At 72.3% G+C, this 23,837-nt stretch carries 21 protein-coding genes; 10 read left to right on the top strand and 11 right to left on the bottom strand.

Annotated elements, in window-relative coordinates; all coding sequences use genetic code 11:
* Positions 1-17 precede the first annotated feature (17 nt).
* Positions 18-1,247, bottom strand: coding sequence for an isochorismate synthase (locus tag AB0J69_RS39720; protein ID WP_364128743.1), 1,230 nt, complete (start codon positions 1,245-1,247; stop codon positions 18-20).
* 218 nt (positions 1,248-1,465) lie between these two features.
* Here AB0J69_RS39720 and AB0J69_RS39715 point away from each other — a divergent pair, with 218 nt between their 5' ends.
* Positions 1,466-2,302: an SGNH/GDSL hydrolase family protein gene (locus tag AB0J69_RS39715; protein ID WP_364128741.1), complete on the top strand. Its 837-nt coding sequence runs from the start codon at positions 1,466-1,468 to the stop codon at positions 2,300-2,302.
* A 10-nt stretch (positions 2,303-2,312) separates the two neighbouring features.
* Here the strand turns inward: AB0J69_RS39715 and AB0J69_RS39710 are convergent, their stop codons facing one another.
* Entirely contained in the window at positions 2,313-3,026 is a 714-nt protein-coding gene (locus AB0J69_RS39710; RefSeq protein WP_364128738.1) for an HNH endonuclease family protein, read from the bottom strand.
* Between the two features lie 72 nt (positions 3,027-3,098).
* On the opposite strand from AB0J69_RS39710, the gene AB0J69_RS39705 reads away from it, so the two are divergent.
* The 5 genes from AB0J69_RS39705 to AB0J69_RS39685 all read left to right on the top strand — a co-directional run bounded on the left by AB0J69_RS39705 (position 3,099) and on the right by AB0J69_RS39685 (position 8,470).
* Positions 3,099-3,557 (top strand): CrcB family protein, encoded by a 459-nt coding sequence (locus AB0J69_RS39705; protein ID WP_364128736.1) that lies wholly within the window; start codon positions 3,099-3,101, stop codon positions 3,555-3,557.
* Positions 3,554-3,913, top strand: coding sequence for a fluoride efflux transporter CrcB (crcB, locus tag AB0J69_RS39700; RefSeq protein ID WP_364128733.1), 360 nt, complete (start codon positions 3,554-3,556; stop codon positions 3,911-3,913). Before AB0J69_RS39705 ends, crcB begins: the two co-directional genes overlap by 4 nt.
* A gap of 69 nt (positions 3,914-3,982) precedes the next feature.
* A complete protein-coding gene (locus AB0J69_RS39695; protein WP_364128731.1) occupies positions 3,983-5,548 on the top strand; it encodes a hypothetical protein in 1,566 nt (521 codons plus the stop codon).
* Entirely contained in the window at positions 5,545-7,524 is a 1,980-nt protein-coding gene (locus tag AB0J69_RS39690) for a hypothetical protein (RefSeq protein WP_364128728.1), read from the top strand. Before AB0J69_RS39695 ends, AB0J69_RS39690 begins: the two co-directional genes overlap by 4 nt.
* Positions 7,525-7,549: 25 nt before the next feature.
* A complete protein-coding gene (locus tag AB0J69_RS39685) occupies positions 7,550-8,470 on the top strand; it encodes a trypsin-like peptidase domain-containing protein (RefSeq protein WP_364128726.1) in 921 nt (306 codons plus the stop codon).
* Here AB0J69_RS39685 and AB0J69_RS39680 read toward each other — a convergent pair.
* From AB0J69_RS39680 to AB0J69_RS39660, 5 genes are all read right to left on the bottom strand, one after another.
* Positions 8,451-9,746 carry a glycosyltransferase family 4 protein gene (locus AB0J69_RS39680; protein WP_364128723.1) on the bottom strand — a complete coding sequence of 432 codons (1,296 nt, stop codon included), beginning with the start codon at positions 9,744-9,746 and terminating at the stop codon, positions 8,451-8,453. The two genes, AB0J69_RS39685 and AB0J69_RS39680, sit on opposite strands and share 20 nt — an antisense overlap.
* A gap of 162 nt (positions 9,747-9,908) precedes the next feature.
* Positions 9,909-13,019 (bottom strand): S41 family peptidase, encoded by a 3,111-nt coding sequence (locus tag AB0J69_RS39675; protein WP_364128721.1) that lies wholly within the window; start codon positions 13,017-13,019, stop codon positions 9,909-9,911.
* Positions 13,020-13,118: 99 nt separating this feature from the next.
* On the bottom strand, positions 13,119-13,241 hold the full coding sequence (locus AB0J69_RS39670; RefSeq protein WP_364128719.1) for a hypothetical protein: 123 nt from the start codon (positions 13,239-13,241) through the stop codon (positions 13,119-13,121).
* Positions 13,242-13,327: 86 nt separating this feature from the next.
* Positions 13,328-15,202: a translation factor GTPase family protein gene (locus AB0J69_RS39665; protein WP_364128716.1), complete on the bottom strand. Its 1,875-nt coding sequence runs from the start codon at positions 15,200-15,202 to the stop codon at positions 13,328-13,330.
* A 394-nt stretch (positions 15,203-15,596) separates the two neighbouring features.
* Positions 15,597-16,628: an Rv2578c family radical SAM protein gene (locus AB0J69_RS39660; RefSeq protein WP_364128714.1), complete on the bottom strand. Its 1,032-nt coding sequence runs from the start codon at positions 16,626-16,628 to the stop codon at positions 15,597-15,599.
* Positions 16,629-16,762: 134 nt separating this feature from the next.
* Here AB0J69_RS39660 and AB0J69_RS39655 point away from each other — a divergent pair, with 134 nt between their 5' ends.
* On the top strand, positions 16,763-17,047 hold the full coding sequence (locus tag AB0J69_RS39655; protein WP_364128713.1) for a DUF3040 domain-containing protein: 285 nt from the start codon (positions 16,763-16,765) through the stop codon (positions 17,045-17,047).
* Between the two features lie 50 nt (positions 17,048-17,097).
* Here the strand turns inward: AB0J69_RS39655 and AB0J69_RS39650 are convergent, their stop codons facing one another.
* Entirely contained in the window at positions 17,098-17,940 is an 843-nt protein-coding gene (locus tag AB0J69_RS39650; protein ID WP_364128710.1) for a polysaccharide deacetylase family protein, read from the bottom strand.
* 40 nt (positions 17,941-17,980) lie between these two features.
* Entirely contained in the window at positions 17,981-18,727 is a 747-nt protein-coding gene (locus AB0J69_RS39645) for a siderophore-interacting protein (RefSeq protein WP_364128707.1), read from the bottom strand.
* 94 nt (positions 18,728-18,821) lie between these two features.
* Here AB0J69_RS39645 and AB0J69_RS39640 point away from each other — a divergent pair, with 94 nt between their 5' ends.
* Positions 18,822-19,550: a TetR/AcrR family transcriptional regulator gene (locus AB0J69_RS39640; protein ID WP_364128705.1), complete on the top strand. Its 729-nt coding sequence runs from the start codon at positions 18,822-18,824 to the stop codon at positions 19,548-19,550.
* 39 nt (positions 19,551-19,589) lie between these two features.
* Here the strand turns inward: AB0J69_RS39640 and AB0J69_RS39635 are convergent, their stop codons facing one another.
* On the bottom strand, positions 19,590-20,471 hold the full coding sequence (locus tag AB0J69_RS39635; RefSeq protein ID WP_364128703.1) for a MerR family transcriptional regulator: 882 nt from the start codon (positions 20,469-20,471) through the stop codon (positions 19,590-19,592).
* 123 nt (positions 20,472-20,594) lie between these two features.
* On the opposite strand from AB0J69_RS39635, the gene AB0J69_RS39630 reads away from it, so the two are divergent.
* Together AB0J69_RS39630 and AB0J69_RS39625 are read left to right on the top strand one after the other, a co-directional pair.
* The gene (locus tag AB0J69_RS39630; RefSeq protein ID WP_364128701.1) at positions 20,595-21,224 is read left to right on the top strand and encodes a PadR family transcriptional regulator; all 630 of its coding nucleotides are present in this window, start codon (positions 20,595-20,597) and stop codon (positions 21,222-21,224) included.
* A 130-nt stretch (positions 21,225-21,354) separates the two neighbouring features.
* Complete coding sequence (locus AB0J69_RS39625) at positions 21,355-22,215, top strand: alpha/beta hydrolase (protein WP_364128698.1); 861 nt, start codon at positions 21,355-21,357, stop codon at positions 22,213-22,215.
* 21 nt (positions 22,216-22,236) lie between these two features.
* Here the strand turns inward: AB0J69_RS39625 and AB0J69_RS39620 are convergent, their stop codons facing one another.
* Positions 22,237-23,811 (bottom strand): penicillin-binding transpeptidase domain-containing protein, encoded by a 1,575-nt coding sequence (locus tag AB0J69_RS39620; RefSeq protein WP_364128697.1) that lies wholly within the window; start codon positions 23,809-23,811, stop codon positions 22,237-22,239.
* Between the last annotated feature and the right edge of the window lie 26 nt (positions 23,812-23,837).

The raw sequence follows: 23,837 nt of genomic DNA, 5'->3' as shown, positions 1-23,837 counted from the left end.
CGCCACGCGCCCCGGCTTCAGCCTTCGAGGGCGTACTGCATGACCCGGAACTTCGCCTGGGCCTCGGCCAGCTCGGCGGCCGGGTCGGAGTCGCCCATGATGCCGCCGCCCGCGAACAGCCGGGCCCGCCGCCCCTCCACCAGCCCCGAGCGCAGCGCGATGCCCCACTCGCCGTCGCCGTGGGCGTCGATCCAGCCGACCGGACCGGCGTACCCGGCCCGGTCCATGCCCTCCAGCTCGCGGATGACCTTGATCGCGGTCGCGGTCGGGGTGCCGCCGACGGCCGCCGTCGGGTGCATCGCCGCCACCACGTCCAGCACCGAGGCCCCGTCGGCCAGCCGCCCGGTGACGTGGCTGGCCAGGTGTTGCACGTTGGGCAGCACCAGCAGCTCCGGCTCGTCGGGAGTGGTGAGCGAGGAGCACAGCGGGGCCAGCGTCTGGCGTACGGAGGCGATCGCGCACTCGTGCTCGTGGCGGTCCTTCGCCGAGGCGAGCAGCGCCGCGCCCCGCGCGAGGTCGTCGGCCGGGCCGGTGCCGCGCGCGGTGGTGCCGGCCAGCACCAGCGACTCGATCTCCTGGCCCGTGCGCCGGATGAGCAGCTCGGGCGTGGCGCCGACCAGCCCCGCGACCGAGAACGTGTAGCACTCCGGGTAGCGCCTGGCCAGCCGGGCCAGCAGCAGCCGAACGTCGATCGGCCGCTCGGCGGTGGCGACCAGGTCGCGGGCCAGCACCACCTTCTCCAGCTCGCCGTCGCGGATGCGCTGAGCGGCGCGGGCCACGACGTGCTCCCACTCGGGGGCGGTCAGGCTGCCGTCGCCGTAGCTGATCCGCCCGGGATCGCGGATCGGCGTGAACGTCTCCAGCGGCGCCTCGCCGATCGTCGTCAGCCAGGCGCGGCCGGCGCGGCGGGCCAGCACGGCCTGGGGGACGACGAGGACCGAGCCGTGGGCGTCCTCGTCGAAGGTGAAGCTGCCGAAGGCCACCGGACCGGAGCCGGGGGTGCGCACGCCGTCGTCGACGTTCGCGTCGCCGAGGACGGTGGCCAGCCACTGGCGGGCCCAGGCGAACCTGCCGGGCCCCGGGGGCACGGCCACCCGGGCGGCCTGTCCCCAGCCGACGAGGCCCTCTCCGTTCCTGATCCAGGCGTAAGGGGCCGTCCTGGGAAGGGAAGCCAGCAGGTCACCGGGGTCGCCAACAGGGGTGGTGCGAACCGGCAGCGGGCGGGTTGTTCCGAGCGCGACACTCACCCAAGACACTCTATGCGGGAACTGAACACGTTCGACTCGGACCCCCGTGAATGCAAGGTTACGGGCAAAGAACCCGGAAAAAACCGGACGCTCATGGGGATTGGGTGCAACCAGTTCGGGTCCGGCCTGTCAAGCGGCGATATGAAGTCGGTCCTGAAGTGACAGACCTTGCCGCCAGGCCATAGTGAGCCGGTGATCGGCTCCTTACCTTGGTGCCCATGATCGCTCGTCACCTGGGGCCCGCCCTCGCCGCCGTCGTCGTCCTGTCCGCTTCGGGCCCGGCCCAGGCCGCGCCCGCCCAGCAGGTGCCCGAGGTCATGGCCGCGCTCGGCGACTCCATCTCCACCGGCTTCAACGCCTGCGGCTGGTACGTCTCCTGCACCTCCCGCTCCTGGTCGGCGGGCGACCACGGCGAGGTGAGCAGCCACTACCTGCGCCTGTCGAAGCTGTCTGGAACGCTCCAGAAGCACAACCTCAACTTCGCCGTGCCCGGCTCGACCAGCGCCGACCTGCTCGGGCAGGTGAAGAAGGCGGTCGCGGCCAAGGCCGACTACGTGACGATTCTCATAGGCGCCCAGGACGCCTGCGTGCGCACCGAGCAGGCGATGACCCCCGTCCAGACCTACCGGCGGCGGCTCGACGCGGCGCTGACCGAGCTGCGTGCCGGCATGCCGCGGGCCAGGGTGTTCATCGCGAGCATCCCCGACCTGCGGCGGCTGTGGCAGGTCGGCAGGGACAACCCGCTGGCCCGCACGTTCTGGACGGCCGGCCGCATCTGCCAGGCCATGCTGGCCAAGCCCAGCTCCACCCGGCGGGCCGACGCCGAGCGCCGGGACCGGGTGCGGGCGCGGGTGATGGCCTACAACCGGGCCGCGGCCCAGGCGTGCGCCGCGTACGGTCCCGGCTGCCGCACCGACGGGGGAGCGGTGTTCTCCTTCCCGTTCACCCTCGACCACGTCAGCAAGTGGGACTTCTTCCACCCCAACGTGGCCGGGCAGCGGGTGCTGGCCGAGCAGACGTTCCGGCGCGGCTTCGACTGGATCGACCCGCGGTAGACCGCACCGGTCAGCGGCACTGGGCCAGCATGACCTTCTTGTCGGGCGCGGTGACGGGCAGGTCGTACTTGAGTGCGACCTGCGCGAAGCGGGTGACGTAGGCGCAGCGGACGCCGCGCCGCGGCGGCAGCCAGCTCGCCGGGCCCGAGGCGTCCTTCTGCTCGTTGGCCTCGCCGTCCACGGGCAGCAGGTTGAGCGGGTCGTTGGCGAAGTCGAGCCGCTTGGACATCGGCCAGCGCGGCGCCCCCATGCGCCAGCCGTAGTTGAGCGGCACCACGTGATCGACCTGCACCTCGTCGGCGTTGTCCTTGTGCCAGTGGATGAGCCGGCCGGTGTAGGGGTCGGTCAGCTCCATCGAGACGACCTCGCAGCTCGAACCCGCCCGGTATTTCACGTTCTGCCCGTCGCGGGCCAGCAGGTCGTCGCGGGTGCGGCAGCCGTTGCGCGCGTACGGCACGCCGGTGGCGCTGTCGGCCCAGTTCTCGCCGTACCGGGTGCGCCGGTAGCCGGTGTTGGGTCCGTAGCCCTTGACGCGCAGGCGCTGGATGAGGCCGCGTGCCTCCGACTTCTCGGCGTCGGAGATGATGGGGGCCAGACCCGGCAGCGTCCCGCTGACGTTGCCCAGCGGGCTGGCCGCCGTGGCCGGCGGGATCTTGGTGTTGCCGATGAAGGAAACGACGATGACGGCTCCTGCGAGAAGGGCGACCGCGTCCTTCGTGCTCAACCAGGCCTCCGTGCACTCCAGGTTGTCTAGAGAAATTCCCGGCATCGTCCGTTTCGACACGGGGAGGGTTATGTGACCGATCGGCCGATCGATCCGGATGTCGATCTCCATGTCCCCGCGCAGCGCGCCGAGCTGCACTGGCCGGTCCTCGCGGTGATCGCGGCCGGCGGGGCGCTGGGCGCGCTGGCGCGCCACGGCATGCAGGTGGCGCTGCCCAACGGGCCTACCGGCTTCCCGTGGGCGACCTTCCTGGTCAACGTGTCGGGGTGCCTGCTCATCGGGGTGCTCATGGTGGTGATCACGGAGGGGCGGCCGGCCCACCGGCTGGTGCGGCCGTTCCTCGGGGTGGGGGTGCTCGGCGGCTACACCACGTTCTCGGCGTACGCGGTGGACGTGCAGCGGGCGGTCGCGGCGGGGGCGCCGGTGACCGGGCTGGTCTATCTGGCCGCGACGATGGGGGCGGCGCTGCTGGCGGTGGCCGGGGGCATGTGGCTGACCAGGCGGCTGGCCGGGGCGCGGGTGACCGGGTGACCCTGCTGCTGATCGTGCTGGGCGCGGCGGTGGGGGCGCCGCTGCGCTATCTGGCGGACCGGGCGGTGCAGGCGCGGCACGACACGGTGTTCCCCTGGGGGACGCTGGCGGTCAACGTGGCCGGGTCGGCGCTGCTGGGCTTCCTGGCCGCGCTGCCCGCAGAGAGCGGGGTGATGGCGCTGGCGGGCATCGGTTTCTGCGGGGCGCTGACGACGTACTCGACGTTCGGCTACGAGACGGTGCGACTGCTGGAGGAGGGGGCGCGCTTCCACGCGGTCGCCAACGCCGTGGCCAGCGTGGTGGCCGGGCTGGGAGCGGCCTACTGTGGCCTGGCGCTCGCACAAGCCCTGGCCTGAGGTGTATCAGGAAGGCCGCATGCCGCTCCGATATCGGTGACATCCCCGCCGAGTGCCCGAGGGTCGCCCATGAAGGCCGCGAGAAACCCCGCTGAGACCCTGTTCACCCCGAGGAACCCGCTCGGGCCCAGTGTCGTGTCCGACCGGGTGAGCATCCCGGTGCTGAGGGCCATCTACGACACGCGGGTTCACCTGCACCTGCGATCGAAGGACAACCCGCCCACGTTCATCGTCGGACGGCGGGGCTCGGGGAAGACGGCGCTGCTGCTGTCGCGCGAGTTCGAGCCGCGCAACCTCGTGGTCCGGCTCAGCGCCCACGGCGTGTTCTCGCGCCTCCAGGCGGCCACCGAGCTGCTCGCCATCCCGCTCGTCCTCAGCGTGGAGGGGGTGGCGGAGCTCTGGGAGACGCTGCTGTGGGCGCCGATCATCGGCCGGCTGGTCGCGGAGCGGCACGACTGCGACCCCGACCGGGCCTTCCAGGTGCTGTGGGAGGAGACCGCCGCGCTGCGCCAGGACGTGGCCGGGTCCGACAGCCGGGACGACGCGGCGCTCGACTTCGTCACCACGCGCCTGATCGAGCACGTCGACCAGTTCGACAACGTCGTGAGCCTGGAGAAGCTGAGCCGCGACTTCCGGCTGTCGCGCCGCCCGTGGAAGGAGACGATCGAGGCGGCCAAGAGCGTGCTCGACGCCCGCGACACCCCGGTCTTCGTGCTGATCGACTCGCTGGAGAACATCGGCGACCACATCGAGCGCATCGAGGGGGTCCTGCGCGGGCTGTTCCACCTGGTCGGGCGGCTCGGCCTGCGCATCGACCGGACCTACTTCCGCATCCAGTGCTGCTTCCCCAGCGAGCTGTGGCCGGTGCTCGACCGGGTCTCGGCCAACCCGATCAAGGACTTCAGCGGGCGCATGGTGCTGCGCTGGACCTGGCAGGACCTGCTGCGGACGGTCGGGGCGCGGTTGCACATGTTCCTCACCCGGCACTATCCCGAGCTGCTGCGCGGCCTGCCGGACGACGGCTACCTGACGCTGCTCGACCGGGTGATCGTGCCCGAGCTGAAGAACCGGGCCGGCCTGCCCGAGCGGTCGGTCGCGTACGTGCTGCGGCACACCCAGCTCCTGCCCCGCCAGGTCCTGTACATCTTCAACGAGGCCCTGCACCGCGCCATCGCCACGACCGGCCGCCCCGTCGTGGACGGCAACCACATCCTGGAGACGGTGACCGAGGCCGAGGCCACGCTGTGCCCCGAGGTCTTCTCGGCCCACCACTTCCGCCATCCCAAGGCCCACGACGTGGCCCGGCGGCTGATCCCGTACCTGCCCTTCCGCTTCGACGACGCCTTCCTGCACCGGATGTGCAACCAGGCGGGCATCCGGCGCGAGTTCGGGCTCGACTACCGGGAGGTGCGCGAGATGTTCACCGACGTGGGCATCATCGGCCGCCTCACCGGTGAGAGCGAGCGGTACCTCAAGGCCGAGTTCGCCTACGCGGCGGAGGGCCAGATGATCCTCTCGCCCGACGAGGAGTACTGCCTGCACCCCCTGTTCGTCCGCGAGTACAACGCGCGCGGCAGGGTCTCCTCGCCCGCGTCCAAGCCCGTCTACCCCTCGGGAACGCCGGAGCCGTCATGACCGCCCACACCTCCCGGTACCGCTACCTGGCCGAGCCGGCCGGGCTCGACCAGATCGGCCTCGCGCTGAGCGGCGGCGGCGTGCGGGCCGCCTGCCTCGGGCTGGGCGCGCTCCAGGTGGCCGAGGAGTCCGGCGTGCTGGCCCGTACCCGCTACGTGTCGGCCGTGTCCGGCGGCAGCTACACCGCCGCCGCGTTCATGGCCGCCCGCGCCGAGACGCGCCGCCACCCGCTGCCGCCGGGCGCGGTGCCGCCGTGGAGCAAGGGCTCGCCGGAGGAGGCGCACCTGCGCAGGAACCTGCGCTACCTCGGCGAGGACTGGTCGGACATCTTCCTGTCCGGTGCCAGGTACGCGCTGGGGATGCTGGTGAACCTGGTGCCGTTCGTGGCCGCGATCGCGCTGGCCGGGGCGGTGCTGGGCGCCGCCTACAGCCTGACGCGGGTGCTGGCCGTGGACCACGACGTGCTGGCGGGGCGCTTCATCGGGCAGCGGTGGGCGCTGGCCGCCGCCGTCGCGGTGATCGCGGTGCTGCTGGAGATGCGGGTGCGCAGCCGCGCCGCCGAGCTGCTGACCCGCCGCCTGGCGCTGGCCACGGTGACCGCGCTGGTGCTGCCCGACGTCATCGCCGTCAGCACCCGGGTGCTGGACAGCCGCATGTTCGACCTGTCGGCGACCACCCGCCTGGCCGGGCTGGTGGTGGTGCTGGCGGTCATCGCCGTGTACGTCTTCCGCTCCCAGTGGCTGCTGTCCTTCAGCGGACCGCGCCAGCTGCTGCGCCGGCTGCTGCGGCTGCTGTTCTCCACCGCGATGGCGGCGGTGCTGATCCTGCCGACGCTGCTGCTGGCGGCGCAGGTCACCCAGCTCAGCCCGGTGGCCACGGCCGTGATCGCGGTGACGGCGGTGGCGGTGCTGGGGGTGTTCGCCATGACCGTGCACGCCAACGACACCTCGCTGCACGACCCGTACTCGCGCCGGCTCAACCGGGCCTACGTGGTCCGCACCGGTCTCGGCGAGCGCGGCGACGAGGGGATGCTGCGGCTGTCGCAGGTGCACCTGGCCGACATGCACGCCGACGGGCTGCCGTACCTGCTGCTGTGCGCGTCGGTGAACCTGCGCGAGGACGAGTCCGCCGCGGGGGAGGGGTGCGCCTCGTTCGTGTTCGCGCCCGACTACGTCGGCGGCGCCGCGATCGGCGAGGCGCCGCCGCAGGCGCGCGCGGCGGTGCCGGACGCGGCCTCGCTGGTGGCCGCCTCGGGCGCCGCGGTCGCGCCCAACATGGGTCGCTACACCAACCGGGCCAGCAGGATGGCGCTGGCCCTGATCAACCTGCGGCTGGGCCTGTGGCTGCCCAACCCGGTGGGCAGGCGCCCGCCCGGGCGGCTGACCTCGCACGCGCCGCAGTGGTTCGTCCGCCGCTGGCACCGGCCGGGCCCGCTCACGACCTGGCGCGAGGCGCTGGGCAACCTGTCGGTACGCCACCGCTACGTCTTCGTCTCCGACGGCGGCCACTGGGACAACTCGGGCGTCGTCGAGCTGCTGAGGCGGCGCTGCCGCACGATCTTCGCCGTGGACGCGGCGGTGGACGAGCACCGGGTGGGCAACCTGCTGCGGGTGATCTCGCTGGCCCGGACCGAGCTGGGCGTGGAGTTCGAGGCCGACGGCCGGCTGCTGACCTCCAAGGAGCCGGTGGAGCGGATCCGCTTCGCCTACCCGGACGACACCCCGGACAGCCCGGCGAACTACCTGGTCCTGGTGCGTACCCACATCAGCGACGACATGCCGAGCGACCTGGTCGCGCTGGCCGCCGACCGGGGCGCCTTCCCGTGCCACTCGACGGTGAACCAGTTCCTGCGCGCCCGCGACGTGGACGCCTACGTGGCGCTCGGCCGCTGGTTGATGCAGCGTGGCCTGCTGGCCGCCGACCTGCTGCCCGCCGGGCTCGACGCGCGGGCCACTGTCAACGGAGTTAGCGTGTAATCCTGTAAGCAAAGGAGTGCACGTAATGGCGGATCCCCTCGACGCCTACTCCCGCGTCGTGTCTTCCGTGGCAGCCGAATTACTGCCGAAAGTGGCCGCCGTGCGGGCCGGCCGGGGCAGCGGATCCGCGGTGGTGTTCACCGCCGACGGGTTCCTGCTGACCAACGCCCACGTGGTCGGCTCCTCCCGCGGAGGTGCCGTCGCCTTCGCCGACGGCACCTCCGGCGACTTCGAGGTGGTCGGCCGTGACCCGCTGTCGGATCTGGCGGTGATCAGGGCGCGGACGGCCACGCCCCCGCCCGCCGAGCTCGGCGACAGCGACGAGCTGGTGGTCGGGCAGCTCGTGGTGGCCGTGGGCAACCCGCTCGGGCTGACCGGGTCGGTGACCGCCGGGGTGGTCTCCGGGCTCGGCCGGTCGCTGCCCGCGCGCAGCGGCGCCAACATGCGGCTGATCGAGGACGTCATCCAGACCGACGCCGCGCTCAACCCGGGCAACTCCGGCGGGGCGCTGGCCGACTCGCGGGCGCGGGTGGTCGGGATCAGCACGGCCGTGGCGGGGGTCGGGGTGGGGCTGGCCGTGCCGATGAACGGCACGACCCGATCCATCATCGCCGCGCTGATCAGGGACGGCCGGGTCAGGCGGGCGTTCCTGGGCCTGGTGACCTCCCCGGCGCCGCTGCCGGAGCAGCTGCGCCGGCGCACGGGGCAGGACGGCGCGCTGCGGGTGGTCGAGGTGGTGCCCGGCTCGCCGGCGCACCGGGCCGGTCTGCACGCCGGCGACCTGGTGCTGGGCGCGGGCCGCAACCCGGTGGGCGACGCGCAGAGCCTGCAGCGGCTGATGTTCGCCGACGCGATCGGGCGGCCGCTGCCGATCACCGTCTACCGCAACGGCGCACTCGTGGACGTCATCGCCGAGCCGGTGGAGCTCACGGGCACGGGGGTGTGAGGTCCGCCGGGGCGCCGGCCGGGCGGGTCCTGCCCTCGCGCCTGGCCAGCAGGTCGGCCAGCAGCGCGTCCCACTTCTGCCCGATGACGTCCACGTCGTAGGTGTGCGCGGTCTCCAGCGCGCCCGCGGCCAGGTCGCGGCGCAGCTGCTCGTCCTCGATGACCCGGATGATCGAGGCGGCGAGGTTGGCGTTGGTACGCGGCTTGACCAGCAGCCCGTCCACCTCGTTCGTGATCATCTCCTTGGGGCCGTGCGGGCTGTTGAAGCTGACGATGGCCAGCCCCTTGGCCATGGCCTCCAGGATCGTCATCGGGAAGCCCTCGTGGCGGGAGCTGAGCACGTAGATCGACGCCTTCTCCAGCTCGCCGCCCACGTCGGCGGTGGGCCCCGGCAGCTCGACCTTGCCCTCCAGACCCGCGTCCACGATCTGCTGGGCGAGGTTCTCCTCCTGCGGCCCGGCGCCGTAGATGCGCAGCTTCCAGTCGGGGTGGGCGGCGGCGACCGTCTCCCATGCGGTGATCAGCCGGTGGAAGCCCTTGATGCGGGTCATCCGGCCGACGGCGACGGCCACCTTGGCGTCGAGCTTGGAGACGTCACCGGTCATCGGCGGCACGGCGTTGGGGATGCGGACCAGCTTGCGCGGCTTCTTCGGCAGCGTGTCGCGGTAGTCGCGCAGGTCGGCCTTCGTCAGCGTGACCAGGGCGTCCAGGCGCCGGTAGCGCCACTTGATCAGCTCCTGGATCGGTTCGGCCTGCGTGCGCAGGGCCACGTGTTCCTGCCCGATGGTGATGACGCCGGGCAGGGCTAACTGGGCCATCGCGAGGTTGAGCCCCGGGCGGGTGGCGATCAGCACACCGGTCTCGAGTGAGCGGATGTAGCGGGCCAGCTTCAGGTCGGTCCACATGTTGAAGCGGTGGTAGGCCGTCTCCTCCTTGGGGATGAGCCTGCTCGGCAACTTCGACAACATCGCGCGCACCGGGTCGGGGCCGGGGTTGAGCCGGTCGTCCAGGAAACGGAACCGCACACGGGGGTCGATGGGGAAGAACGGCTCCTCGGCCTCCTTCAGGATGCTCACGATCTCCACGTCGTGCTTCTCGGCCAGGTAGCTGGCCAGGTTGAACACCGTCCTGATCGTGCCGCCCATCCCGTTGGCGTGCAGCAGCAGGATGCGTACCTGCCGGGTCGAGGGAGGCGGCGCGTTCCGCACCTTGCGCCGGTTGTATCCCCGGTAGAGCCGGACCATCGCCGACTTGCCCTTGCGTGCCAGTGCGCGCACCTGTCGGATCCCCCTTAGTCGCGGAAGAAGTCTCAACACACGTGGCCGGAGGTGAGGGTTGTCGCCTCACCACCGGCTCATTGTCCTGCGGTCGATGGAGTGCACGGTGTTCATCCCCTGTGCGCTATCCCCACCTATGATCTTTAGACGCCGGACAGGTGCCTAAGGTTGCATGCGCGGCCGGTGCCGGGGATCAGGAGTGTGCGGCGGGCGCTCGGCCAGCAGGTCCAGCGCGACGTCGATGGCCCGCTCCAGCTGCGTGTCCACACCCCTGGCGTAGTCCTGCGGGGTGATGTCCACCTCGATGTCGGGATCGGTGCCGTAGTTCTCCACCTGCCAGCCGACGTCGTCGAAGGCGAAGGAGAACTCCGGCTGCGTGGTCACCGTCCCGTCGGCGAGCTGGTGGCGCGGCCAGATCCCGATCACGCCGCCCCACGTGCGCCGGCCGACCAGCGGGCCCAGCTTGAGCAGCTTGAAGGTGTGGCTGAAGATGTCGCCGTCGGAGCCCGCCCACTCGTTGGTGATGGCCACCAGCGGCCCGCGCGGCGACTCCGGCGGGTACGGCTCCGGATCCCCCCACCTCGGGTAGTCGTAACCGAGCCGCCGCCTGGCCAGCTTCTCCAGCAGCAGCGCCGAGACGTGGCCCCCGCCGTTGAAGCGCACGTCCACGACCAGCGCGTGCCGGTCGTACTCGGCCAGGAACCCCCGGTGGAACTCCCCGAACCCGTCCGCGCTCATGTCCGGCACGTGCAGGTAGCCGACCCGGCCGCCGGAGCGCTGGTGGCACTGGGCGCGGTTGAGGTTGACCCAGTCGCGGTAGCGGGCCGGCTGCTCGTCGGCCAGTGCGCGCACGGTGACGGTGAAGACCCGCTGCTCCCGGCGCAGCGTCAGCTCCACCTCCTCGCCCGCCTGGTTGACCAGCCGCTCGTTCGGGGTCGCCACCCCCACGCCGATGGGAGCGCCGTTGATGGCCAGGACGGCGTCACCCGTACGGACGTCGAGCCCGAGCCGGTTCAGCGGCGAGGTCGCCCGCGGGTCCCACGGGTCACCCGTGACGATGGCGCCGATGTGGTAGACCCCGTCGCGCAGCCGCCAGTCCACGCCCAGCTTGCCCTGGCTGTAGTCGGGGCCGGGACGATATTCGCCGCCGCTCTCGTACGCGTGGCTGGTGGCCAGCTCGCCGTGCAGCTCCCACAGCAGGTCGGAGAACTCGCCCCGGGTCGTCACCCGGTCCACCAGCGGCTGGTAGCGATCGTAGACGGCCGGCCAGTCCACGCCCGCCATGTCCTCGGTCCAGAAGTTCTCCCGCTGCAGCCGCCACGCCTCGCGGAACATCTGCCGCCACTCCGCCTCCGGGCAGACCGACACCTTGATGCGCGACAGGTCGATCCAGCCGCTCTCGCGCCCCGGCCCCTCCTCGTCGCCGGGCACCTCGCCCGCCTTGACCACCCGCAGCCGGCTCCCCGCCCGGTACAGCAGCGTCTTGTGGTCGCGGCTCAGCTCGAAGTCCCCGACGCCGTCGGCGAACGTCTCGTTCTCGCCCTTGGCGAAGTCGAACAGGTGCAGCGTGTTGTCCCCTTCGAGCGGGCTGGTCAGGATCAGCGCCTTGCCCTTCAGCCCGGCCACCCGCTCGTAGCGGCCCTCCGGCAGCGGGAACGCGGTCACCCGGCGGGCCAGCCCGTCCACCTCGACGCTCAGGGGTCCGGGCTCCTCCTCGTCCTCGTCGTCCTTCTCCTCCAGGGGGCGCGGCCGGGGCACGAACGGGTCCGGCACGTCCGCGCGCAGCGCCACCGCGTACGGGCGGGTGCCCAGCGGGAAGCCCAGGTCGAACTGGAGCTGGTCGTAGACGGGGGAGAAGACGCGCTGGCCGATGAAGTACAGGTAGTCGCCCCGCGGGTCGAACGCCGGCATCGAGTCCTTCAGCACCGGCTCGCTGGCCTGCACCGTGCGGCCGGTCTCGGGGTGGTGCAGCTTGATCGCGGTGGCCTGGGAGTTGAGCGGGCTCGCGTACGCCAGCCACGTGCCGTCGTGCGACCAGGCCGGGTCCTCCGGCGGGCCGTGCGGGTTGGCCTCGACCAGCTCGGCCCGGCCCGTGGCCAGGTCGAGCAGGTGCAGCTCGTCGCGGTGGTTGACCACCGCCACCCGGTCGTGGGCGGGGTCGGGCACCAGCTCGTTGATCCGCCCCAGCCGGGCCACCTCCGTGCCGGAGCCGCCCTCGCCGCCCTCCAGGATGACCAGCTTCTCCTCGTCGCCGTCGTCGCTGGCCGCCGCGATCAGCCGCGCCCCGTCGTTCAGCCAGGTCAGGAAGCGGTAGCGGGCGCCGTCGGAGGAGCCGTGCTGGCGTACGGGGCCCTCCCAGTCGGCCATCGCGTACGCCTTGCCGCGCGCGGTGATCGCCAGCGCGCTGCCGTCCGGGCTGAGCGTGGCGCTGTCGAGGTAGTCGGCGGCCTCGACGAACCTGCGGTTGCGCTGCGTCCTGGAGCTGGCCAGCCGCACCGCCAGCCGGCGCGGCCGCTCACCGGGCTCCAGCAGGTACAGGTCCGCGCCCGCGTGGTAGACCAGCCGGTGCCCGTCGCCGGACAGGTTGCGGGCGTAGTAGTCGTCATGGTGGGTGTGCTTGCGCAGGTCGCCGCCGTCGGGGGTGCACGAGTAGACGTTGCCGACGCCCTCGTGGTCGGAGATGAAGCACACCCGGCCGCCGCTCCAGCAGGGCGAGGCCAGGTTGCCGGGCAGCCTGATCAGCCTGCGGAACTCGCCGTCGCCGTGCGGGTCGATCCACAGGTCGCCGACCGTGCCGCCGCGGTAGCGCTTCCACCGTGCCGGGTCGGCGGTGTTGCGGCCGAGCACGATCATGCCTTCGGGGCCGTGCGCGATCGAGTTCGCCGGGCCGTACGGCAGCCGCTCCGGCACCCCGCCCGGTGCCACCCGGTGCAGCCACTTGCGGCCCTCGAACGGCTGGGACTGGTCGCTGGCGTACAGGATGCGCCCTTCGGGGTCCCAGCCGGTCACCGTGCAGCGCGCGCCGTGGAAGGTGACCCGGCGGGCCGCGCCGCCGTCGGACGGCATCACGTACACCTCTTCCGGCCCCTCCTCGCGCCCGACGAAGGCGAGCTGGTCGCCGCGCGGGGAGATGCGCGGGTAGCCGGCCTCGGCGAGCCCGGCGGTCAGCCGGAAGGCCCGCCCGCCCTGGGCGGAGACCATCCACAGGTCGTCCTCGGCGGCGAAGACCACCACGTCCTGGAAGACAGCGGGGAAACGCAGGTAACCCGACATGGGCGCAGCTCCACGGTCGATCGGACAGCCGGGGCCCTGTGGGGCCTCGGCCGTCCGATCATGTCACCGGTCGGGCAGCCGGCGACGGCTGCCCGATGGTCACTCCTCGCCGGTGGTCTTCCGGTCCTCCCGCTTGGTCTCCTTGGCCTGCCTGCTGGTCTTGATGGCCTGCTTCTTGGACTTGCCGGACTTGGATGCGGGTTTCTTCTTCGTGTCTGCCATCGAAATCCCCCCTGTACGGACGAGATGCACCGGATTGGTGCACCAAGCCCCTTAATACCCATCTAACGAGAAAACCGACATACCACCTATCTGGTCGCAGTGGACTGCCGCACCGCACGGTCGCCGGCGGCCTCCGACCACCAGACCCCCTCGCCGTGCGACAGCCCGGGCAGCCGCAGCTCGACCTCGTGCACCGCCGCCGCCGGGATCTCGCCGGCCAGCACCCAGGTGTCGTCCCGCCGCCGCGTGTCCCGCAGCTCGGCGCCGACTCCGGCCAGGCTCGCGGTGACCGCGCCGAACGTCTCCAGCGGCACCTCCGCCTCGAAGCGATGGCACGGCTCGTACACGATCGTGCCCGCCCGGCGCAGCGCCCGCGCCAGCACGACGGGCGTGCGCCCGCGGAAGTCGGCCGCCACGGATTCGGGCGCGGAGTAGCCGGTCCTGGTCAGCGTCACCACGACGTCGGTGACCGGCCAGCCGTGCGGCCCCTCGCGCAGCGCCAGGTGCACGCTGTCCTCGATCGCCCGGTGGAAGGCCAGCGGGAGCGACCCCAGATCGACCTCCCGCCGGTAGTCGACGCCCGAGCCCGGCGGGGCCGGGTCGACGCGCAGGCCGACGGTGGCCATGAAGGCGTTGCGGCCGTGGCGCTGGATCTCCTCGACCGCCTCGCCGGTGCCCGCCGGGCGCTCGAAGTAGACGGGCCGGCTGGGCTCGAAGTCCGCCTCGACGCCGAAGTCCCTGGCCAGGGTCTCGCCGATGACCTCCTTCTGCACCTCGCCGTAGAGCAGGACCGAGGTGTCGCCGCCGGCCAGCGTACGGGTGCCGATCAGCGGGTCCTGCTCGGCGAGCGCGAGCAGGGCGGCGTGCAGGCGGGGCTCCTGGCCTGGGACGCGGGGGCGTACGACGGTCTCCAGGCCGGGCGGGGTGAAGTGGGCCTGCCCGGCCGGGCCCGGCCCGCCCACGTGGTCGCCGACCCGGATCTCGGGCACGCCCCAGACCCTGACGATGTCCCCGGTGACGGCCTCCCGCTGTGCTGGGGCGCCGGCCACGGACAGGGCGGTCAGGCGTCCGTCGTACGTGGCGTTCTGCCCGCGGTGGAACACGACCGGCTCCCGCACCCGCAACACCCCGGCACGAAGGCGCAGGTACGCCACCTTCTCCCCGGACGGGCCCCGCTCGATCGCGAACACGGCCCCCCGTGCCGGCTCGTCCGGGAGCGCGGACCGCGACACGGCGGGCAACAACGTGCCGATCCCGTCGAGCAGCTCGGGAACGCCCTGCCCGGTGATCGCCGAGCCGAACAGCACCGGATAGGTCACGCCGTCCCCGCACTGCCGGGCCAGCGCCGCGCGTACCAGGTCCGCGCTCGGTGTCCCGCCCTCGACGAGCAGCTCCAGCAGCCCGTCGTCCCGCTCGGCCAGCACCTCGGCCGCCTCCTGCGTGGAGCCGGCGGGACGGGTGACGGCCGCCCGGCCGCCGATGCCGGTCACGGTGTTGACCGGGACGCAGGACGGGGCGAGCCGCCGCCGGATGTCGGCGAGCAGCTCGCGCTCCCGGGCCCCGGCCCGGTCGATCTTGTTGACGAAGATGAGCGTCGGCAGGCGCAGCCTGCGCAGGGTCTTCATCAGGACCCGGGTGTGCGGTTGCACGCCCTCGACCGCCGACAGCACCAGCACGGCGCCGTCGAGCACGCCGAGCGCCCGCTCGACCTCGGCCACGAAGTCGGCGTGCCCCGGGGTGTCCACCAGGTTGACCCGCAGGTCACCCAGGGTGAAGGAGGCCACGGCGGTGCGGATGGTGATGCCGCGGCGGCGCTCGATCTCGCCGCTGTCGGTCTGGGTGCTGCCTTCGTCGACGCTGCCGAGCCGGTCGATCACGCCGGTCTCGAACAGCAGCCGCTCAGTGAGGCTGGTCTTGCCCGCGTCCACGTGCGCGAGGATGCCGATGTTCAGGATGTGCATGCTGGAGGAGCCCTCGAGAAACTCTTGTGCCAATGGGGCGCTGGGAGATTCCGAGGCGGCGCCGCATCTCAAGCTCCTGATCGTCGACGGGCTACAGCCCGGCCATCCTGCCACCGCCCACCAGCCGCGGGCGAGCCATTTATCGCCAGGCCCCCGAAGCGTGCCGTCGGGGCGTGGAGCCCCGGAGCGCACCAGCCGGTCAGGGCGGAACACACGGTGGGGGCCGGCCGGCAGCGGGCCCAGGGGTGGGGGGGTGGCCGCCGCGAAGCGCGCCGTCGGGACGTGGAGCCCCGGAACGCACGGTGCCGAGCTGGCCGGCAGCGGGCCCAGGGGTGGGGGTGGCAGCCCTGGGTCGCGGGCCGGCGGGGTGGTGGCCCCTGCGGGCCGCAGGCGGTTACAGGAGGCGGAGTTGCTCGGGCTCGGCCGGGGCGGTGGGGCGGCGGGGTGGGAGGCGGCGGGCCATGGCCGGGGTGGCACGGCCGACCCCGTGGCGTTCGGCGAGCTCCTTGACCAGGCCCGTCACCCGCTGCTGGTAGGACTTCGGCGCGTAGGCGCCCCGCCCGTACAGCTCCAGATAGCGCGGCACCAGGCGCGGGTGCTCGCGGGAGAGCCAGCTCAGCCACCACTCCCGGGCCCCCGGGCGCAGGTGGAGCACGATGGGGGCGATGTGGGTGGCGCCCGATTCGGCGATCTCCTTGACCGTGCGGTCGAGCTGGGCGGGGGAGTCGGAGAGGTAGGGCAGGACGGGCGCCATCAGGACGCCGCAGGCGATGCCGTTGTCGTTGAGGGTCGCGCAGGTCTCCAGGCGGCGGCGCGGGTTGGGGGTGCCGGGCTCGACGGCGCGCCACAGCTCCGGGTCGACGAACCCCACCGAGACGTTGGCGCTGACGTCGGTCACGTCGGCGGCCTCGGTCAGCAGGTCGAGGTCGCGCAGGATCAGGGTGCCCTTGGTGAGGATCGAGAACGGGTTGGCGGCGTCGCGCAGGGCGGCCAGGATGCCGCGCATCAGCTTGTAGCGGCCCTCCGCGCGCTGGTAGCAGTCGACGTTGGTGCCCATGGCGACATGGTGGCCGCCCCAGCGGGGCGCGGCCAGCTCCTTGCGGGCCAGCTCGGCGGCGTTGACCTTGACCACGATCTTGGAGTCGAAGTCCGCACCGGCATCCAAATCTAGGTATTCGTGCGTTTTTCGGGCAAAACAGTAAATACAGCGATGGCTGCAGCCGCGATACGGGTTGATCGTGTAGTCGAACGGCACCCGGCTGGCCCCGGGAACCCGGTTGATGATGGATCTGGCCCGGATCTCGTAGAAGGTCATCCCCTTGAACTCGGGTGTGTCGAACGTTCGGGTCACCGCGCCGCGAGCGAAGAGCGGCGCGGCCGGATCGTCCCGGCCGGGCCCGGCCAGGCGCAGGTTGTCCCAGCGCATGCCATGATTAGAACAAAGGTTCGAGCTTGATCGCAAACTGAAAAGAGGTGGCAATTACTGGGTCAGCCGGGGGCTAATGATCTTCAGGGTTGGGCAGAAAGACGCCACAGAGCTTGCGTTCCGGAGGTGCACCTATGGCCTGGTCGCAGGACGAGGAGCGGATGCTGGCCCAGATCGAGCAGCACCTCGTCGACGACGATCCGCGACTCGTCGCACGGCTGGAGTCGTTCAACGAGCGGGTTCGCCGCAGCGAGGCGAGGTCGACGGGGCAGTCGCCGGGTCCTCGGAGCCGGCCGCGTCGCTCGACGGTCATCATTCTGATCAGCTGGTTGCTCATCGCCACGCTGGTCGCCACGCTCCTGATCATGGTTCTCCGCCACGAGGCCGCCGCGGCCATGGCCCTGGCCACCGCCTTCTGACCCCTTGTCGCCGCCTTCTGATCCCCCTGTCGCCTTCCGGGTGCGAGCCCTCACGTGTGAAGGCCGGTCCACGCCTTCTGCAGGGTCCTGTAGTCGATCACCACGATGCCCTCCTGCCGCAACAGCTCCCGCGCCCGCGGCGAGGTGAGGAACTCGTAGTCGCTCAGCCGCACCCGCCACCCGTCCGGATCCACCGCCCGTGCCTCCTCCTCGTCCAGCGCCGGATGCACGGCCCACTCGCTCAGCCCGGGCGGCACCTCGCGCAGCCGCCGCGCGTACGCGGCCGCCTTGCCGTCCAGGTCGAGCCCGAAGCTGTCCAGGAAGCCGGGCTCGGCCACCGGCAGGCCCCGGGCCCGTAGCTTCCCGCGCGCTGGGTCGAGCCAGGCCCGCACCGCCAGCCCGTACTCCCGGGCCAGGTCCACGGTGAGGTCGAAGATGTCGGCCCGCCCGCCGTCCGCCAGGCAGTGCCAGTCGAGGTGGGTGGGCGCCAGCCCGGCGTCGGTGGCGGCGGTGATCTGGGCCCGGAACTCCACCTCCACCTCCTCGATGCGCGCCGCGGCGAGCAGGTCGGGAATGCGGTCGAACGTGTACAGCAGGCCGTCCGGGTCGAGTAGCGAGGGAACCGTCTCCCGGGCGGCCAGCGGCCCCCACGGATGGCCGGGCGCTTCGCAGACCAGCGTCAGATGGAGGCCGAAGGAGATCTCCGGCCGCTCGCGCAGCAGGCCCATCGCGTGCCCGGCGGCCGGGCAGGGTGTCATGAGGCTGCACGAACCCGCGATCCCCTCCTCGATCGAGCGCACCACCGCCTCGTTGACCGCCCGGTACATCCCGAAGTCGTCGCAGTTGACGATCAGCAGCCGGCTTCCGGCCGGGTGTCCCAGTAGTTCGTTCACGCCCCCAGCGTGCCGACAGGCCCCCGGAGATCCAACCGGTTTAGTGCAGGCCGCGCTTGCCGGGGGCCCAGAACGGCTTGACCTTGATCGACTTGCGCGGCCAGTTCCGCTCGCGTACGAGATAGTCGCGGATCATCTGGCACGTGCGCGCCTCACCCGCCACGTAGGCCGCCCCCGTGTTCCCCGGCAGCTCCAGCCCGGCCACCGCCTCGACCAGGGTCTTCGACGACGCGGCCGGCGCGCCCCGCCGGTGGACCCGGCGCAGCTCGTGCGGCCCGGGCATGGGCGGATCGTGCTCGGCGGACTCGCTCTCCAGCGCGCCGTGCACCCGCGCGCCGGGCCCGAGCGCGCGGATCATCGGCCCGAACGCCGCGCTCGCCGTCTCGTCCCCGGCGAACAGGTGGAAGGGCGCGTCGTCGCGGGTGAAGAAGTCGCCCTGCGGCCACCAGAACGTCACCGCGTCCCCCGGCGCGACCTCCCGGGCCCAGCGCAGCCCGATGCCGTCGCCGTCGTACAGGTGCGTCCGCAGCTCCAGCGCGCGCCGGTCCGGGTCCAGGTCCCAGATCGTGTACGTGCGCAGCGTGTCGGCCGGCCGCAGGATCCCTGACACCGACAGCGGGTCGTTGAGCTGCACCCTGATGTGCTGGCCCGGCCGGTAGGGGAACGCGATGGGGACGCCGGTCGCCAGGCGTATCCGCCGCATCGTGGGCGTGACGAGCTCGGCGTCGGTGACGCGGCCCTCCATCACGTATCTGGCGAAGGCGCTCGCCAGCGGGTTGCGCGCCATTCCTTCTCCTTAGTGAGGATAGATTTGTTTATAGGCCATAAGGAAACATAGACGCATTAGGATGTCAACGTGCGTTCCCGGAGGAAGGTGGGCGATGGCCACGCAGGGCGTCAGCAGGCGTGAGCGGGTGCGGCAGGCGACGCTGGCGGAGATCCGCGCCACGGCGCGCAGGCTGCTGATCGAGCAGGGGCCGGCGGCCGTCACGATCAACGCGGTGGCCAGGGAGATGGGGATGAGCGGGCCGGCGCTCTACCACTATTTCGCCGGTCATGACGATCTGGTCGCGGCGGTGACCGTCGACTTCTACCGCGAGCTGACGGAGACGATCAGGGCGGCGCGCGAGGCGTACCCGCGGGAGGAGCCCGGCCGCCGGCTGCTGGCGGCGTGCCGGGCGATGCGGCGCTGGGCCATCACGCACCGGGCGGAGTTCGGCTGGGTGTTCGCCAGCCCGATCAGGGGCGAGCGGCGGCTCGACTCGCCGCGCGACCGGGCCGGGCAGGACTTCGAGCGGGCCTTCGTCGAGGAGATCGCGCAGCTGTGGGAGGCGCGGCCGTTCCCGGTGCCCGCGCCGGAGGAGCTGGATCCGTCGATCAGGGCGCAGCTGGAGACGTACGCGCAGGCCGCCGGCCTGACGCTGCCGGTGGAGGTGATCCACGTCTTCCTGTCGTGCTGGATCAGGCTCTACGGCCTGCTCTGCATGGAGGTGCTCAACCAGCTCGACTTCGCCTACTCCGACCTGGAGCCGATGTTCGAGGATTGCCTGCGCGAGCTCGCCCCCAGGCTCGGCCTCGACTACGACGCCGAGGCCGGCCGGGGGGCGTAGGGGTGGCGGCCGGCCGCCCGCGTGGCCGGCCGGCGGCCGTCAGCCGATGCCGCGTGTGCGGAGGGCGGCGATCACCCACTGGAAGGCGGGGACGGCGGGTGCGGATTCGCCGTGCCCGTTGAGCGCGGCCAGCAACTCCCAGTAGCGCTCCACCCGCGCGTCCGCCACCGTCTCCATCCACTCCAGCAGGGCCGCCCGGTCCACGGCCGGGCCCGCCACCCGGTCCAGCACCTCCTTGCCCGCCGGCGACCCGGGATCGACCCCGCCCGCCAGAGCCGGACCGGCCTCGGCCAGCACGCGGGCCCGCAGTTCGTACTCGGGCAGCGGGCCGGGCCCGGCCAGCGCGATCCGGCGCAGCCGCCGCCGGAAGTCCTCGTCGGCGATCAGCCCGGCCAGCTCCACCCACGCGTCGAGCTGCGCGGGGGAGGGGGAGTCGGGCAGCTCGCGCATCCAGTCCGCGATCACCTCCGCGTCGCCGTCGAGCTCGATCCCGGCGAACGTCCCCGAGACGAACTCCGTCACGATCTGCCGCCGTTCGGCGGCCGACAACTGGGCGAGTCTGTGCAACATCACGGTCTCCTCCTCGGTAGTGCCACGTTCGGAGATCAGGCGCAGTACGGCCCGGCGCGCCCGCAGGGCCCGGATCTCGGCGTCCACGGCCCGCAGGTGCACCCGCGCCACCTCGGCCACCGTGACCTGCCGCGCCAGGATCTCCTGCACGGCCTCCAGCCCGATGCCCAGCTCGCGCAGCATGCGCACCAGGCCGAGCCGGGTCAGGGCGGCCTCGTCGTACAGGCGGTAGCCGCCCGCCGACCGGCCGGTGGGCGGCAGCACGCCGCTGTCGGACCAGAACCGGATCGTCCGCACCGGCAGCCCGGCCCGGCGGGCCAGCTCGCCGATGGTGTAAAGCCCGTCACTCACGACTCGCAGCCTGCACCTTCCACCTACTGGAGACTCAACCTTGTGGCATGATACTCGTGAACGTATACTCGCCAACGAGTATTCGTAGACGAGGCGGTGACCGGAATGGGCAAGCGGCGCCCGGTGGCAAACCTGCTGGCACTGGCGGTGCTCACCGTGGTCGTCCAGCGGCCGATGCACCCGTACGAGATGGCCTCCGTCCTGCGCGCCCGTGGCAAGGACCAGGACATGCCTCTCAAATGGGGCTCGTTCTACACCGTCGTGCGGAACCTGGAGAAGCACGGCCTGCTGGAGGCGGTGGAGAGCGGCCGGCAGGGCGCCCGGCCCGAGCGGACCGTCTATCGCATCACCGACGCCGGGCGGCGGGAGGCGGAGGACTGGACGCGCGAGCTGCTGTCCACCCCGCAGCCGGAGCCGTCGGCGTTCGGGGCGGGCCTGTCGGTGATGGGCGGCCTCGGCCCCGACGAGGTCGCCGCGCTGCTGCGGCGGCGCCTGGAGCTGCTGCGGGAGCGGATCGAGGCCGAGCGGCGGACGCTGGAGGAGGAGCGGGCCGAGCTGCCCAGGTTGTTCGTCGTCGAGTCGGAATACGCGCTGGCGATGCGGGAGGCCCAGGCCGCCTGGGTGCGCTCGCTGCTGGCGGAGCTGGACGGGGGCACCTTCCCCGAGCTGGACGGGTGGCGGGCCTATCACCGGACCGGTCACCTGCCGCCCGGCATGGCGGACCTCGCCGAACGAGGCCGCCCGGCCGAATGAAAGATCCCGGCGGCAGTGCTGCAACACCGCCGCCGGGAGACCTCGCAACCGAAGCGGAGCCCCGGCCACGAGCTGGCACAGGCAACGATAGCCGGGCCCGCTTCCCGTACCGAACCATGGGGAGCGCGACATGACCACGACCACCGCCGGCACCGTGACGTCGGACGACGGCACCACGATCAGTTACCGCGAGGTCGGGCGGGGACCCGGCCTGGTGATCCTGCACGGGGCCATGCAGACCGGCCACAGCCAGATCGAGCTGGCCCGGGCCCTGTCCCAGGACTTCACCTGCTACCTGCCCGACCGCCGGGGGCGGGGCGGCAGCGGCCCCGCCGGCCCCGCGTACGGGCTCGACCGCGAGGTCGAGGACCTCGGCGCGCTGCTGCGGGCCACGGGCGCGCCGTACGCCGCCGGGGTGAGCTCGGGCGCGATCATCACGCTGCGCACCGCCATCGCCCGGCCCGGCCTGCTGCGCAAGGCCGTCGTCTTCGAACCCCCGATGAACGGCTCCAGCTCGCGGGACCACCTGCCCCGCCTCGACCGCGAGCTCGCCGCGGGCCGGATCCCGGCGGCGCTCGTCACCGGCATGAAGGCCGCCCGGCTGGGCCCGCCGATCTTCAACGTCCTGCCGCGAGCGCTGCTGGAGCTGCTCACCGGCCTGATGGTAAGAAATGAGGGCAAGGGGGTGGCGGGCGACGAGCCGACGTTCAGGGAGCTGGCCCCGACGCTGCGCCAGGACCTCCAGCTGGTGGCCGAGGCCGGTGGCGACCTGACGGTCTACCGGCCGGTGGAGGCCGAGGTGCTGCTGCTCGGCGGCACCAGGAGCCCGGCCTACCTGCGCGCCACGCTCGCCGGGCTGGAGCGGGTCCTGCCGCGCGCCCGGCGCGTGGAGCTGGCGGGCCTCGACCACAGCGCCACCTCCAACGCCGCCCGGCGTGGCCGGCCGGAGCGGGTGGCCGACGAGATCCGCGGGTTCCTCACAGGCTCCTGAGGCCGGGTCCTCTCACGCTCCTCACAGGTTCTTGAGGAACGTGGCCGCCACGGGGGCGGCGACCTTCCCGCCGCCGCCCCCGCCCTCGACGACCACGGCGAACGCGACATCGTCCTTGAACCCCATGAACCAGGCGTGCGACTCGAGCTTCTCGCCGGTGCCGTACTCGGCCGTCCCGGTCTTGCCGTGGGTGCCCGCCGGCAGCCCCGCCGCCTTGGCGGTGCCCTTGGTCACCACGGCCGACATCATCGCGTGCAGCCCGCTCTTCACTCCACCGGGCAGCTTGCGCTCGGTGGCCTTCTGCTTGATCGAGGGCACCAGCGTCGGCGGCCGCCAGGTGCCGTCGGCGATGGCGGCGGCCACCGAGGCCATCGACAGCGGGCTGGCCGTGATCCGCGCCTGCCCGAACGCCTCCGCCGCCAGCTCGGCGTCGGACTCGGCCTTGGGGAAGCTGGCCTTCGTGGCCGGGACGCCGATGTTGAGCGGCTGGTTGAAGCCCACGTCCTCGGCCGTGTCGAGCAGCTTGTCGGCGCCCAGCTTCGCCTCGGCCAGCGGCGCGAACGTCGTGTTGCACGAGTGGGCGAACGAGTCGAGGAACGACAGCGACCCGAACTCCTCCTTGTCGGAGTTGCGGATCTTCAGCCCGCCGACGGTGGCGTACATGGGGCAGGTGACCTGGTCCTGCGGCGACATCCCGGCCGCCAGCAGCCCGATCGCGGTGACGGCCTTGAACGTCGAGCCGGGCGGGTAGCGGCCGTCCAGTGCCCGGTTGAACCCGCCCACGTTGTTCACCACGGCCAGGATCTCGCCCGTCGAGGATTTCACGGCCACCAGCGAGGTGGGCTTCTTCATCTCCTTGACCGCCGTCACGGCGGCCGCCTGCGCCCGCGGGTCGAGCGTGGTCCGCACGGGCTTGCCCTCGGTGCCCTCGATGGTCTCCAGCGTCTTGCCGCCGAGCTTGATCTCGGTCGCCGGCGTGCCCGCCAGGCGCTCCTGGAACGTCTCCTGCAGCCCGCCGCGTCCGACCGCCTGCCCGACCTTGTAGGAGGAGCCCAGCCGGGCCACGTCCTTCTTGGTCGCCTTGTCCAGGTAGCCGACGAGCTGCTGCACCGAGCCGCCGACCGTGCCGGTGTCGATGCGGTCGCCGTCGGCGTCGGTGATCTCGGCGCGGTCGGGCCAGCGGGTCTTGAGCGAGAACGTCGCCCCGGAGGTCATCGACGGATGCAGCGCGGCGGGCTTCCAGTCCACCTTCCACATGCGGTCGGCCACCACCAGGTCGATCTGGCCCTGGTAGGACCACTCGCCGATGTTCTTCAGGTCGAGCGTGGCGGTGTAGGGGACGCGGGCCCGGCCGTCGCCCTCGGCGACCTGGCCGAGCTTGATCGAGGCAGACTCGACCGCGAGGGCGGTGCGCTGCTGGTCGTACGCACCGAGCTGCTGCGGCGTGGCCAGCTCGGCCGCCATGGCGCCCTTGTCACCGGCCTGCCACGCCGCGGCGAAGCGCTGCGCGGTCTCGGCCGGGGTGCCCCTGGTGTGGAGCACGTAGTAAGCGCCACCGGCCGCGGCCCCCACCGCGAGGACGGTGGCGCCGGACACGATCGCGATGGTACGGCCCCGCGCCA

Source organism: Nonomuraea sp. NPDC049709 (assembly GCF_040674815.1).
Lineage (GTDB): Bacteria > Actinomycetota > Actinomycetes > Streptosporangiales > Streptosporangiaceae > Nonomuraea.
This window is presented reverse-complemented; position numbering and strand designations above follow the sequence as displayed.